The following is a 13,499-nucleotide window of genomic DNA, read 5'->3' on the forward strand; positions in this document are numbered from 1 at the left end:
GCTAAATGTAGCCGGTAACAGATGACTCAGACCACAAATATTTTGAGATCTGGGAAATGATCCGTCATGTTCGATGTTCGTTCAGAACCTTTAAGTTTGTGCGATATGTTTGTGTGGGTCACTATTAGGTGTCACACCCATGAAACGTATGTTGATTAATGCAACTCACGCAGAAGAAGTCCGCGTTGCACTTATCACTGGTAATCGTCTTTACGATTTTGATTTAGAAAATCGTACCCGAGAACAGAAAAAATCCAATATCTATAAAGGCCATGTAACCCGCGTAGAACCTTCTTTAGAAGCTGTGTTTGTTGAATATGGCGCAGGCCGTCAAGGCTTCTTGTCTATGCGCGAAATTGCGAATAGTTATTTCCAAGCAGACCCGCGACAAACTTCAAACATTCGTGAACTCATCACTGAGGGTACTGAATTACTTGTTCAGGTTGAAAAAGAAGAACGTGGTAACAAAGGCGCAGCCCTTTCTACATTCATCTCACTCGCAGGACGTTATTTGGTTCTTATGCCAAACAACCCGAAAGGCGGTGGTATTAGCCGTCAAATTTCAGGTTCTGTACGTGAAGAATTAAAAGAAATTTTAGCTTCTTTAAATTTACCTCGCGGCATGAGTGTTATTGTGCGTACCGCAGGTATTGGCCGTACTCAAGAAGAATTACAGTTAGATTTACAGCATTTGCTTGACCTCTGGGCACAAATCCAAGGCACTGCAAGTTCTGGTCCGTCTCCAATGCTTGTTCATCAAGAAGCTGGCGTAGTTACTCGTGCCATCCGCGACTACTTACGTGATGACGTTGCAGAAATTTTAATTGATAGCGAACAAGCTTATAACGAAGCGTATAACTTTGTTAAAGCAGTTATGCCACGTCAATTAGACAAACTTAAAACGTATACTTTAAACGAGCCGTTGTTTGCTCATTTTGGTATTGAAAGCCAAATTCAAACTGCTTACGAGCGTGAAGTAAAACTTCCTTCTGGTGGTTCAATCGTAATTGACCAGACTGAAGCTTTAGTTTCAATCGACATTAACTCTGCGAAATCAACTCGTGGACATGACGTTGAAGAAACTGCGCTTAATACAAACCTAGAAGCAGCAGAAGAAATTGCTCGCCAACTTCGTCTTCGTGACATTGGCGGTTTAGTTGTTATCGACTTCATCGATATGACTAAAGAACGCAACCAACGCATGGTTGAAGCAAAACTTCGTGAAGCAACACAAAGCGACCGTGCGCGTATCCAGTTTGGCCAACTCTCTCGTTTTGGCTTAATGGAAATGAGCCGTCAACGCTTACGCCCATCACTTGAAGAAGCAACTGGATATGTGTGCCCACGCTGTCATGGCACGGGTATGGTGCGTGACTTACGTTCACTTTCGCTTTCAATTATGCGTAAAGTAGAAGAAATTGCACTTCGTGAACGTCATGGTGAAGTACAAGTAGAAGTTCCCGTTGAAATTGCAGCGTTCTTACTCAATGAAAAACGCCATAGCCTTGTTTATTTAGAACAAACTTCTGGTGTTCGTGTGACTGTTTTACCTCACCCACACTTAGAAACACCTCACTATGAAATTCAGTACAATCCAGATGGATTTGCACCATCTAGCTATGAGCGTACTGAAGCAACTCGTTCAAGTGAGAAAGAATTAGGTTATGAATCTTCTGAATGGCATTTAGAAGAAGCTGATCATGGCCATGCTCATGCAGCACCTGCTGCAAATAACGCGGCTGGTCAAAAGAAAGCAAATCAAGCAGCTCAACCTTCTGCTGCTCAGCCAAGCACTCAAAAAGCAGCAAGCCCTCTTGCATGGTTAGAGAACCTTTTTGTTCAAAAACAAGCTAAAACTATTGATCAATCTCGTTCAGCACAAAATGCTGCTGCGACAATTGAACAAATGGTCAATACTGGCGCTGTAAGCCGTGGCCAGTTTGGACAAGTTGCAGTACCGTCAGTTGCTGAAACTGTTGCAGCTCCATCTAATAATGCTTACATTTCACAGTCTCCTGCTAAACAGGAAGTTCGTGAAAATGTTGAAAAAGACGATAAAGTACAACAACGTCCAAACAACAAAAAACGTAAGCACAAAGAGCAACGTGAACAACATCACCATGCTCAAGAGCCACAACAACAGCAACAACCACAACAGGTCCACGAAGAAGTTGTACAGTTATCACGTCAAGAACAACGTGAGTTAAAACGTCAACAAAAACGTCAGCACCCAGATCAGTCACATCAACAACATCAAAATGATGGACAACAAACTGAAAATGCCGTGTCGCGTCGTGACCGTAATAATCAACAACGTCCGAACCGTCCAAATCGCCACCGCGATCCAAGTGTATTGAATGAAAATCAAAATGCACCGGCGGCACCAGTAGTTGTTGATGAGAAACAAATTAAGGTTGATTTGATTGATGCTCCAAAGCATGAAGTCATGAATACAGCCTTAGTAATCAATGTTGATCAGGCACAAAGCGAAATTATTGCTTTGACTCCAGAGCAACCTGTTGAACGCACTGAAACAGCACCTGTTGTTGAAGTCGCTCAAGAGCCAGCTCCTGCACCTGTTGCAGTTGTAGAAGAAGCAGTCACTGCCAAAGCAGAAGAAACGACGACTCCTCCTGCAGACAACAAAGCTCAACCGCAAATTCAACGTGCGAGCAATGACCCTCGTATGCGTCGCCGTGAACAACGCAACGCGAAACGTGCTAAAGCTGCGGTACCATCTATTGCCCCATCGCAAATTCCAACGTTGGCGCAATATACGATTGGTAGCTTGATTCGTCATGTTTATGGTGAAGACTGCACAGTATTGATTGAACAGTTTGGTCTAGTTCCAACATTCAATCGTGCATTGCAGAAGTTTGCTGAACAGTACGCTAGTACGCTAGCAACAGAAGTCGTGTCTGATGCTGAAGACAAAAAGCCTGTTACTCGTGATGCAGAGCTTCCAAGCAACAAGCCATCACAAGAAGCAGAGCCTGCACCTGTACTTGCATTGACGCCACAAAAAGAGCAAACACCACGTGTTGCTAATGATCCACGTGAGCGTCGTCGTTTAGCAAAACTTGCTGCTGAACAAGCTTTTGAGCAAGTTAAACAACAACACGCTGCACCAGAAGAAGCTGCACCAGTAGCTCCAGCTGTTGAAGAAACGGTTGTTGCTCCTGCTGCTGAAACACAAGCACCTGTTGAGTCAAAACAACAACCACTTGAGCTTGATCAAGTGGCTGAAGAAGTAGCTCAAAGTGAAACAAGCGTAGAAGAAACACCAGCGACAACTGTAGTCGAAGCTCCGGTTGTTAAACAGCCTAAAGCATCTGCAAGAGCAAAAGCTGCCGTAGAACAGGCTGTAGCACCAACAGAAGCTACTACAGAAGTTGAATCAGACGATTCTAAGGCAGATCAGGACAAACCAAGTCGTCCTCCTCGTCGCCCTCGTGGTCGTCCACCAAAGAAAGCAAATCCTGTAGCTGAGTAAATCATTTGCTCAATTGCAGCTAATTTAAACAAACCTAGTCATTTCGATGACTAGGTTTTTTTTGTTATTTTTAACCAATTAGGTTGATTGCACTAGAAGAAAAGTTTTAAAAGCATGGTGAACCATGAAAAACACTGTACTTTTGCCAACGCAACCTTTTTTGGATTGATCGAAAAATAAATAGGATTGATATGAGCCAGACAACACAGACCGATATCATTACGCTTGGTGATGTTGCAACAAGACTTCCTAGCTTCATCCCCAAAGTACCCCATATCCTGAATGGTCTTAAACAGGCTTACTTAAGAACAGCAAATACACCAACGGGATTAGGTGTAGCTTTTGAAAAAGCTGTTAAGCGAAATCCGCAAGGCATTGCTTTATTATTTGAAGATCAACGTTATTCATATGAAGCTTTAAACGAATGGGCTAACCAAATTTCTCACTATTATCTATCTCTTGGCGCACAAAAAGGCGACGTGATTGCGGTAATGGTTGAGAACCGTTCTGAACTTATTGCCACGATTGTAGGTTTAGCTAAAATTGGGGTAACAATTGCGCTTGTTAATACCTCTCAAGTAGGTAAGGTCCTCGCTCATAGTATCAATCTTGTAAAACCAATTGCCGTCATTGCAGGTGAAGAAGTTCGAGCTGTAATTGATGAAATTCGTCAGGACCTAAATGTTCCTAAAGACCGTTTTCATTGGTTTGCAGATCAGGCTACACGTCAAAATGCGGGAACAGCACCTCAAGGTTATGCCAATCTTGCAATAGAAATTGATCAATTTCCAAAATTCAACCCATCGACTACACAATCTGTTCATGGAAATGATGGCCTGTTTTATATTTATACTTCGGGCACTACAGGCTTACCGAAGGCTGTTATTTTCAAACATAGTCGCTGGACACTTGCCTATGGCACCTACGGTCACATTTTAAACCTTGGCCCAGATGATGTGATGTATGTAACTTTACCGCTTTACCATGCAACGGGTGTCGTAGTTTGCTGGTGTGGTGTGATTGCGGGAAGTTCTACCCTTGCAATTCGACGTAAATATTCAACCAGTGCATTCTGGAAAGATGTTCAGAAATTTAATGCCTCTGCAATTGGCTATGTAGGAGAGCTTTGCCGTTACTTAATGGATGCCCCTCCTACAGAAATTGACCGTGCCCACCGCGTAACCAAAATGATCGGTAATGGCATGCGTCCAAACATCTGGGATAAGTTCAAACAACGTTTTGGTGTCCAAGAGGTTCTTGAGCTTTATGCATCAAGTGAAGGCAATGTCGGGTTTAGTAATATTTTTAACTTTGACAACACAGTAGGCTTCTCTCCTACACCATATGCCATTATTGAGTTTGATAAAGAGAAAAATGAACCTGTACGCGATAAAAAGGGTTGGTGTAAAAAAGTTAAAGCAGGTCAAATCGGTTTGCTAGTGGGTAAAATTACCAGCCGCTCACCTTTTGACGGCTATACAGATCCAGAAAAGAATAAATCTGTGATTATGAAAGATGTCTTTAAAAAAGGTGACTCATATTTCAACACAGGTGACCTTGTTCGTAATATTGGTTTCCGCCATGCTCAGTTTGTTGACCGCTTAGGCGATACCTTCCGCTGGAAAGGCGAAAATGTATCTACTACTGAAGTTGAGAACATGGTTTGTGAATATGACAAGATCGCTGAAGCGGTGGTTTATGGGGTAGAAATCCCAAATACCAATGGTCGTGCTGGTATGGCAGCAATCACACTTGCTGATGGCGCTGAGCTAAATGAATTTGACTTAACCGAAATGGTGACTATATTTAAAAAATGCCTCCCTGCTTATGCAGTACCCGTGTTCTTACGAGTGCAAGCCAAAGTTGAAACAACAGGTACTTTTAAATATCAAAAGAATAAATTGAAGGAAGATTCGTTTAATCCAAGCAAAACTTCTGAACGTTTACTCGCTTTATTACCTGGTACAAACAGTTATTGTGATGTCACAACTGAAATTTTTGACAACATTCAGGCATATAAATATCGTTTTTAGTTCATTTTTTAGCTAAACAAGAGGAAATCGTGCTTTTTATAGGCAATCATGCAAATGTTTTTGATTTACCTCTTGTGTTAGTTGAATAACTTGCTAAAATACGCGACATCAAAACGATACGGGTCGTTAGCTCAGTTGGTAGAGCAGCGGACTTTTAATCCGTTGGTCCCGCGTTCGAGTCGCGGACGACCCACCACTTATCTGTTTTGAACCTATTTGGGTCGTTAGCTCAGTTGGTAGAGCAGCGGACTTTTAATCCGTTGGTCCCGCGTTCGAGTCGCGGACGACCCACCAAATTCTAAAAAGCCTCTCACTGCGAGAGGTTTTTTTTTATTGTTATCTTATTTTAGTTTCATGACTAAAAGATGACGATGCATTTCTTATATAAAATCTCTTTAACCCAATTCATAAAGATTTCTAAACGTTTAGGAATATAACTTCGGTTCGGATACAAAATATTGAGTGGCAAAGATTGAGCAGTATGTGCACTTAACACTTCAACCAGAGTTCCTTGCTCTATTTTATCCTGAACATCGTAGTATGGAAGTTGAATAATCCCTAGCCCAGCACAAGCTGCAGCAACATAGGCTTCTGTATTATTTACACTTAAAGCACTATCGATCATCACTGTTCCATCTTGATATAAAAATATGCCTTGTTTTTCTCCTACGGCTCCTGCGTAATTAATGAGTTTGTGCTGAGATAGATCTTCTAGTTGTTCAGGAATACCGTATTGTTCTAAATAATGAGGACTTGCACAGTTCACCATAATCAAGTTACCGACGAATTTCGCGATCAAGCTACTATTATCTAGCTGCCCCACCCGAACAACACAATCAATTCCCTTCTCGATCAAGTCAGTCATGTCATCAGAACTCTTGAGCTGTAAATGAATGTCTGGATAGCGGCTATAAAAATCGGAAAGTTCAGGAATAATCACTTGATGCACGATTCGGCTGGGCATTGAAATTTTTAGCGTGCCGCGGTAATGCTGCTTTTGCGTTTGTATGAGTTGTTCGAGCTGTTCATAGTCAAATAATAGATTTTGACATTCAGGCAAGATTCTTTGTCCATCTTGAGTAAGGCTCACCTTGCGTGTAGTTCTATGAAATAAACGCACCCCATAGTGAGTTTCTAATTGTTGAATTGCACTCGTCACTGTAGAGCGAGGTAAATCAAGCTGATTTGCTACTTCACTAAAGCTTTGTCGTTTAGCGACTTCTGAAAAAATAAAAAATTGCTGCAACCGATCCATTTTAATTGTTCGTATTTTCTGAATAGTTAAACCAAACTAGCATAATTGATCAAAAATTACCGCCAATCTAGACTAAAAACACATTAAAACAAGTCATCATAGGAACAATCATCATGGCAACTCATACTCTTAAAGATAAAGTTGTACTGATTACAGGCGGTGCAAAAAACTTAGGTGGACTTATTAGCCGTAAATTTGCAGAACAAGGTGCAAAAATTGCAATTCACTACAATAGCGCTGAAACTCAAGCAGATGCAGAACAGACGCTCGCAGATGTAACTGCATTCGGTGTAGACGCTGTTTTAATTCAAGCAGACCTAACGGATATTAATAATATTGAAAAACTCTTCTTAGACACTAAGCAGCATTTTGGCGGAATTGATATTGCCATTAATACAGTTGGAAAGGTTTTAAAGAAATCCTTTTTAGACACCACAGAACAAGAGTTTGATAGCATGAGCGATATCAACTCAAAAATTGCCTATTTCTTTATTCAATCTGCGGGTCGTCATTTAAATGACGGCGGCAAGATCTGCTCAATCGTTACTTCTCTTCTTGCAGCCTACACTGGTTTGTATTCAACCTACGAAGGCTTAAAAGCTCCTGTTGAACACTACACCCGTGCTGCATCAAAAGAATTTGGTAATCGTCAAATTTCTGTTACTGCTGTTGCACCAGGGCCTATGGATACACCATTCTTTTATGGGCAGGAATCTGCCGAGGCAGTGGCTTACCATAAATCAGCTTCAGCTTTAGGTGGGCTCACCAAAATTGAAGATATCGAGCCTCTAGTTCGTTTTTTGGTAACCGATGGTTGGTGGATTACTGGTCAGACGATTTTTGCAAATGGTGGCTACACCACTCGCTAAAATCAAAAAAGCCGCATCTCATAGTGCGGCTTTTACATTGTTTTATTATAAAAACTCTTCTAGTACCGAATTCAAGAAAATATGTCCCTGCTCTGTACAAGCCAAACGAGAACTATCCTCTACCAGTAGCTTTCTAGCTCGCAGCGAAGTGAGGACCTCATTTAAATGATCTAAGCTTAAGCCTGTACGCTGTTCATATAACTCAGCTTTTACCCCATCATTTAGACGCAAAGCATTCATCATAAATTCAAAAGGTAGCTCTTCTGCCTCAATCTTTTTCATTTGCAAATGTTCAGCAGGAACCTTAGCTAAATAGTCTTTTGGCAAACGAGTTTTTTGGAAACGATACACACCATCTGGTCGTGTCACTTTGCCATGTGCACCTGCCCCAATCGCAAGATAATCACCAAATTCCCAATAATTCAAATTATGTGCTGAAGGCAGCTCTTTACGCCATGCCGAAACTTCATAATTTATAAAGCCATTTGCCTTAAGATATGACTCACCCTGCTCTTGAATGTCTTCAAGCATTTCATCTTGCGGTAAAACGGGTTGAGTACGGAAGAAAACGGTATTCGGTTCAATAGTGAGTTGATACCAACTAATATGAGTTGCTCCACTTTCTACAGCAAGCTTGAGATCATAGAGAGCCTGCGCTAGCGTTTGCTCAGGCAAACCATGCATTAAGTCTACATTCACTCGCTTAAAGCCAGCCTGCTTTGCTTGTTGAATCGCTTCAATTGCATTGTTTGCAGAATGAATACGTCCAAGCTTTTGCAAATGATCAGTATCAAAGCTCTGAACACCTATCGATAAGCGATTAATGCCAGCCTCTAAATATCCTGCAAATGGGTCATGCTCTACCGTTCCCGGATTTGCCTCTAAGGTAATTTCACAGCCATCTTCAAACTTAAGCAATGACTTAAGCTCTGCAAATAACCATACATAACCCTGTGCCGAAATCAGTGAAGGGGTTCCACCACCAATAAACACACTATGAATTGGACGTCCCTGTGCCATCTCTAGTTGAGTTTCAAAGTCGGCCACCAATGCTTTTAAATAGGTTTGCTCAAGTTCTGACGAAAGTGCTCCGTCTGGTACGGCATGCGAGTTAAAGTCACAATATGGGCATTTACGCACGCACCACGGCATATGGATATATAAAGATAGAGGAATAGAAGCAGGGTTTAATACGGCCAAGGAGCAGGTCCAATTTACACAATATTTCTATTTTAACATGACTGCATCAATGGGCTTATGAAAACATACCTTAATTGCTTTAGACTAAATTTAAACATTCTTAAATACTGATAAAAATGATGAAATTCTCTAGTCAACTTTTCCTGATCTTACCCTTAGCTATGGGAATCGGTGTTGCCATGGCTTTTCAGACAGCAATTAATGCTCAACTGCGCGAGCAACTACACTCACCCTTACAAGCAGCTTTATTATCATTTTTCATAGGTACTATTGTTTTAGCCATTATGGTTTTCTTTCAAAGTGCCGAGAAGCCCTCTTTAAGTGAAATATCAAATATTCCATGGCTTCTTTGGACTGGAGGATTTCTTGGGGTTTATGCAATCAGCATGAGCATTTATACTGCACCTAAGCTTGGTTTTTTAACCTTTACAGGGCTAGTCGTTTTTGGGCAAATCGTTATTTCTATGTTACTTGATCATTTTGGTTGGTTGGGCACAGAAAAGACACCTGTTACATGGCAACGGTTTCTTGGTGGAGTCATCATCTTTGTCGGTGTGGTACTCACTTTGCAGCGTTAGCTTCATTTTTTATATTTAAAAAGAGTACCTTTTGTGTCGAATGTCACATCTTTTCGGGCTGAATTAAAACAACTCTTCCACTTAATGCTACCAATTTTAATTACCCAGTTTGCTCAAGCAGGATTCGGGTTAATTGACACTATTATGGCTGGGCATTTATCTGCAACCGATTTAGCAGCAATTGCTGTAGGGGTCGGTTTATGGGTTCCAATCATGCTCCTATTCAGCGGCATTATGATTGCAACAACACCTTTGGTCGCTGAAGCAAAAGGCGCAAGAAATACAGAGCAGATCCCTGTCGTTGTTCGTCAGTCATTGTGGGTTGCTGTCATTTTAGGTGTACTGGCAATGCTCATTTTGCAGCTTATGCCGTTTTTCTTGCATGTGTTCGGCGTACCAGAGAGCTTACGACCTAAAGCAAGCTTGTTCTTACATGCAATTGGTTTAGGTATGCCAGCTGTGACCATGTACGCAGCGCTACGTGGCTATTCAGAAGCATTAGGCCATCCACGCCCCGTCACAGCTATTAGCCTATTAGCTTTAGTTGTATTGGTTCCTCTTAACATGATCTTTATGCATGGATTAGGGCCAATACCTGCATTAGGTAGCGCTGGCTGTGGTTTTGCAACCTCCATTTTACAATGGCTCATGTTAATTACATTAGCAGGCTATATTTATAAAGCTTCGGCTTATCAAAACACGTCTATTTTTGGCCGATTTGATAAAATTAATATGGCTTTAGTTAAAAGAATTTTACAGCTTGGTCTACCAATCGGTTTAGCTGTGTTCTTTGAGATTAGTATTTTTAGTACAGGTGCATTGGTACTTAGCCCTCTTGGTGAAGTATTTATTGCTGCACACCAAGTCGCAATTTCCGTTACCTCTGTGCTGTTTATGATTCCGCTTTCACTAGCCATTGCCTTAACCATCCGTGTCGGTACTTATTATGGTGAAAAGAACTGGGCTTCAATGTACCAAGTACAAAAAATTGGTCTCAGCACAGCAATATTTTTTGCCATATTAACCATGACTTTTATTGCTCTATGCCGTGAACAAATTATCTCGATTTATACTCAAGACTTAAACGTAGCTCCTGTTGCGATGTATTTACTCTGGTTTGCAATGGCATATCAGTTGATGGATGCATTGCAAGTAAGTGCCGCAGGCTGTTTAAGAGGTATGCAAGATACTCAAGCACCAATGTGGATTACACTTATGGCGTATTGGGTGATTGCTTTTCCTATTGGGCTTTATCTAGCGCGTTATACCCATTGGGGCGTAGCTGGTGTGTGGCTAGGTTTGATTATTGGTTTAAGCATTGCTTGTGTTTTATTACTCTCACGGCTTTATTTAAATACTAAACGTTTAAGTCAAACCTAATAAAAAAGCCGATGAAACATCGGCTTTTTTATTTTATGCAGACTTTGCCCGCGGGCTTGCTCCAATTTGCCAGACAAAGGGTAAATCGGTACGGTTCACTTCCCAATCCCCAATCACCTTTTCTTTATAGATGAGTGGATTATGAGAAGAGACTGTTCGTGCATTACGCCAGAAACGATCGAGCTGTTTAACCTGACTACTTGCCGATGCACCTAAAGCGTTAAATAACTGGCTGGTTAAATCCAATACCAAATTAGAAATCACCACCTGCCCTTGCGCTGACTCAAGCTCAGCATCTACATTAAACTGATGTTCTTTCACCTCTAGCTCACTAAAGTGACTTTCATAAGCCTTTTGTAATGCTTCTGCTGTTTTAATCGTAATTGCTAGACTTCCATAGGCTTGAGCAGAGGCTTTACCCACCACCTGTAAAACTTGTGGGTCGTGACGAACAAGGTCACCATTACCATGACTAAAAATACGCTTTCGCTCACGTATTTCTTGGCTAAAAGTTTCGACCGCAGCATGTGCAATCCCTGTTAGCGTTGCAAGGTGGACAACCTGATAAAAAGCGGTCTGATATTTAAAACGCTGGTCAAATGGAATAAGGTGCGAAGCTGGTAAATGAACCTGATGCACTTTTAAAGTACCACTGCCCGTTGTCTTTTGACCAAAGCCATCCCAATCATCAATCACACTAACCCCTGTTTCATGACGATAAATAGCAGCAATCACATGACGGTCATTCACTTCATCGTAAGCAAATAAATCGATCCAGTCAGCAAAAATACTTCCTGTTGAATAGTACTTTTCACCATTAACCACCAAGTTACCCGAAGCATCTTTGGTTACTCGGGTAACGACATCACCAATCTGTACATTTCCAACTTCGGTCCATGCGTTTCCAACTAAATCACCTTGTACAAAACGCTGAAACCAGACTTCCTGCGAATGCTCTTTATGCGCAACCAAACGGTCTTCAACAAAAGCAAAGTGTCCACGCAATGCTTGCACAATATTCGAGTCTGCTTGCGCCAATTCTGCTAGAAGCTGGAAAAGTTGCGGCAATGACACCCCATCTCCACCATATTTAACCGGAACACGTACCGCACCTAATTTGAGTTCTTTTAACCACTGAATAGGTTCAAAAGGCAAGATTCGTTCTTTTTCCCGTTGAATTGCACCTTGGGCAATTTTTTCAAAAACTGGACGAAATCTACTTGCCACTTTTTCATAATCGGCGCCTACCGATAGCTCTTCTAATTCAATTTGGGTAATTGTCATCTTTATTCTCCTAATCTTATTTTTTATTCACTTTAGCTCCATGCATGACGAGGTGGATGGATGCCATTGAGGTAATAATTACCGACAATGTGATATTTCCAACGCACTGGATCATGCAAGGTATGAGTACGCGCATTACGCCAATGGCGGTCCAGATTAAGTTCTGACAAAGTAGAACGTGTTCCAGACAACTCAAAAAGCTTATTCGCTGCTAAAATCGCAATTTCTGTAGTGAGTACTTTTGCTTCAGCAACCAGTAATGTTGCTTGATTTACATGTTCTTCTGTCGTGTCGGTAATCGCTTGATCGATCGCATCTCCTGCTAAATCTAATACCGCCTCTGCTGCACGCAGTTTTATTTTTAAATCACCAATGTTTGCAATCGTATAGGGATCATCGCTCGCTTTTTCCAAACCTGAATCGACCCATGCACGACTATGATTTTTGACATAGTGAATTGTTTCTTCAATGGCGCCACGTGCAATACCAGCGTCGACAGCAGCTTGAATAAATTGTGAAATTGCACCTGCCGGTGTAGGACGTTCGAAAGCCTGATAAATCGGAATTAGATATTCTTCACGTACTGGAACTTGATTAAGTTCAACGGTCCCACTGGCCGTGGTTCGTTGCCCAAAACCAGACCAGTCATTAATAATATTGACCCCAGAAGTTTCCCGAGGAACTAGCGCCGCATAAGGCTGCCCTTGTTCATTTACAGCAACAATTGGAACCCAATGTGCAAGCAATGCGCCTGTTGCAAAAAATTTCTTCCCATTAATTTCATAACCGTGCTCAGTCTTTTTTAATGTGGTAGTGAGATCAGCAACCGTTTTGCTATGTTTTTCCGAAAATGCATTGCCAAAACGAATCCCTCTCAACACTAAGTTAAAGAAGAACTGTTTTTGTTCTGGGCCTGCATCAAGACGTAAATGTTCAATAAAAGCCAAGTGATTTTGGGGAAGCTGTGCAAGAGATGGATCAACACTCGCAATTGTTTTGATGACCTCAGCCAAGGTTCGATATTTGACTTGTGCGCCACCAAATTGCTTAGGAACCGTAATGGCCCATAAACCGCTTTGTGAGAACTGTTGAATTTCATTTAGGGGTAAACGGCGCTCCTTGTCTCGATCGGATGCTTCGTGTGCGAACTCTTGCGCAAGTTGTTTGGCAACCTCAATTGCTTCTTCATCAGAACGAATAATATGCGCATCTTTTGACTGCTCAAACACAGATAAAGGAACCGCCTGAGACCGCCCATGGGCTGAACTTAAACTTGTCATAACTTTTGTTATCTCTATTTTTATTTAACCTGCCATTCACATTAGCACCAAAAAAACAGACACTTTATATATATTAAAGCTTTGTTTATGAAATGGATTTTCACAAGCTTTTCATATTTTTTACTAT

At 41.4% G+C, this 13,499-nt stretch carries 9 protein-coding genes and 2 tRNA genes; 7 read left to right on the plus strand and 4 right to left on the minus strand.

What is annotated here, in order from left to right:
• Positions 1-139 precede the first annotated feature (139 nt).
• The 4 genes from AC1PJP_RS12200 (at position 140) to AC1PJP_RS12215 (ending at position 5,820) form a co-directional block, all read left to right on the plus strand.
• Positions 140-3,493, plus strand: coding sequence for an Rne/Rng family ribonuclease (locus AC1PJP_RS12200; protein ID WP_479767035.1), 3,354 nt, complete (start codon positions 140-142; stop codon positions 3,491-3,493).
• Between the two features lie 191 nt (positions 3,494-3,684).
• Positions 3,685-5,526: a long-chain-acyl-CoA synthetase gene (locus tag AC1PJP_RS12205; RefSeq protein ID WP_479767036.1), complete on the plus strand. Its 1,842-nt coding sequence runs from the start codon at positions 3,685-3,687 to the stop codon at positions 5,524-5,526.
• Between the two features lie 120 nt (positions 5,527-5,646).
• Positions 5,647-5,722, plus strand: a tRNA-Lys gene (locus AC1PJP_RS12210).
• 22 nt (positions 5,723-5,744) lie between these two features.
• Positions 5,745-5,820, plus strand: a tRNA-Lys gene (locus AC1PJP_RS12215).
• Between the two features lie 64 nt (positions 5,821-5,884).
• Here the strand turns inward: AC1PJP_RS12215 and AC1PJP_RS12220 are convergent.
• On the minus strand, positions 5,885-6,781 hold the full coding sequence (locus tag AC1PJP_RS12220) for a LysR family transcriptional regulator (protein WP_479767037.1): 897 nt from the start codon (positions 6,779-6,781) through the stop codon (positions 5,885-5,887).
• Positions 6,782-6,894: 113 nt separating this feature from the next.
• On the opposite strand from AC1PJP_RS12220, the gene AC1PJP_RS12225 reads away from it, so the two are divergent.
• A complete protein-coding gene (locus AC1PJP_RS12225; protein ID WP_416716343.1) occupies positions 6,895-7,650 on the plus strand; it encodes an SDR family oxidoreductase in 756 nt (251 codons plus the stop codon).
• A 45-nt stretch (positions 7,651-7,695) separates the two neighbouring features.
• Here AC1PJP_RS12225 and hemW read toward each other — a convergent pair whose 3' ends face one another.
• Entirely contained in the window at positions 7,696-8,850 is a 1,155-nt protein-coding gene (gene hemW / locus AC1PJP_RS12230) for a radical SAM family heme chaperone HemW (RefSeq protein ID WP_250374830.1), read from the minus strand.
• 116 nt (positions 8,851-8,966) lie between these two features.
• Here hemW and AC1PJP_RS12235 point away from each other — a divergent pair, with 116 nt between their 5' ends.
• Positions 8,967-9,428 (plus strand): DMT family transporter, encoded by a 462-nt coding sequence (locus AC1PJP_RS12235; protein ID WP_004794898.1) that lies wholly within the window; start codon positions 8,967-8,969, stop codon positions 9,426-9,428.
• Positions 9,429-9,461: 33 nt separating this feature from the next.
• Positions 9,462-10,808 carry a multidrug efflux MATE transporter AbeM gene (gene abeM / locus AC1PJP_RS12240; RefSeq protein ID WP_215903528.1) on the plus strand — a complete coding sequence of 449 codons (1,347 nt, stop codon included), beginning with the start codon at positions 9,462-9,464 and terminating at the stop codon, positions 10,806-10,808.
• Positions 10,809-10,841: 33 nt separating this feature from the next.
• Here abeM and AC1PJP_RS12245 read toward each other — a convergent pair whose 3' ends face one another.
• Both AC1PJP_RS12245 and AC1PJP_RS12250 read right to left on the minus strand, forming a co-directional pair.
• Positions 10,842-12,092 (minus strand): acyl-CoA dehydrogenase family protein, encoded by a 1,251-nt coding sequence (locus AC1PJP_RS12245; protein WP_005301987.1) that lies wholly within the window; start codon positions 12,090-12,092, stop codon positions 10,842-10,844.
• Positions 12,093-12,124: 32 nt separating this feature from the next.
• Positions 12,125-13,372 carry an SfnB family sulfur acquisition oxidoreductase gene (locus AC1PJP_RS12250; RefSeq protein WP_479767038.1) on the minus strand — a complete coding sequence of 416 codons (1,248 nt, stop codon included), beginning with the start codon at positions 13,370-13,372 and terminating at the stop codon, positions 12,125-12,127.
• Positions 13,373-13,499: the final 127 nt, after the last annotated feature.

The sequence above is a fragment of the Acinetobacter sp. V116_7 genome (assembly GCF_056735735.1).

What these genes read in the sequence shown, in the direction of transcription:
- AC1PJP_RS12200 (WP_479767035.1), top strand. Translation starts at nt 140, where the DNA reads ATGAAACGTATGTTGATTAATGCAACTCACGCAGAAGAAGTCCGCGTT.
- AC1PJP_RS12205 (WP_479767036.1), top strand. Translation starts at nt 3,685, where the DNA reads ATGAGCCAGACAACACAGACCGATATCATTACGCTTGGTGATGTTGCA.
- AC1PJP_RS12220 (WP_479767037.1), bottom strand. Translation starts at nt 6,781, where the DNA reads ATGGATCGGTTGCAGCAATTTTTTATTTTTTCAGAAGTCGCTAAACGA.
- AC1PJP_RS12225 (WP_416716343.1), top strand. Translation starts at nt 6,895, where the DNA reads ATGGCAACTCATACTCTTAAAGATAAAGTTGTACTGATTACAGGCGGT.
- AC1PJP_RS12235 (WP_004794898.1), top strand. Translation starts at nt 8,967, where the DNA reads ATGATGAAATTCTCTAGTCAACTTTTCCTGATCTTACCCTTAGCTATG.
- AC1PJP_RS12245 (WP_005301987.1), bottom strand. Translation starts at nt 12,092, where the DNA reads ATGACAATTACCCAAATTGAATTAGAAGAGCTATCGGTAGGCGCCGAT.
- AC1PJP_RS12250 (WP_479767038.1), bottom strand. Translation starts at nt 13,372, where the DNA reads ATGACAAGTTTAAGTTCAGCCCATGGGCGGTCTCAGGCGGTTCCTTTA.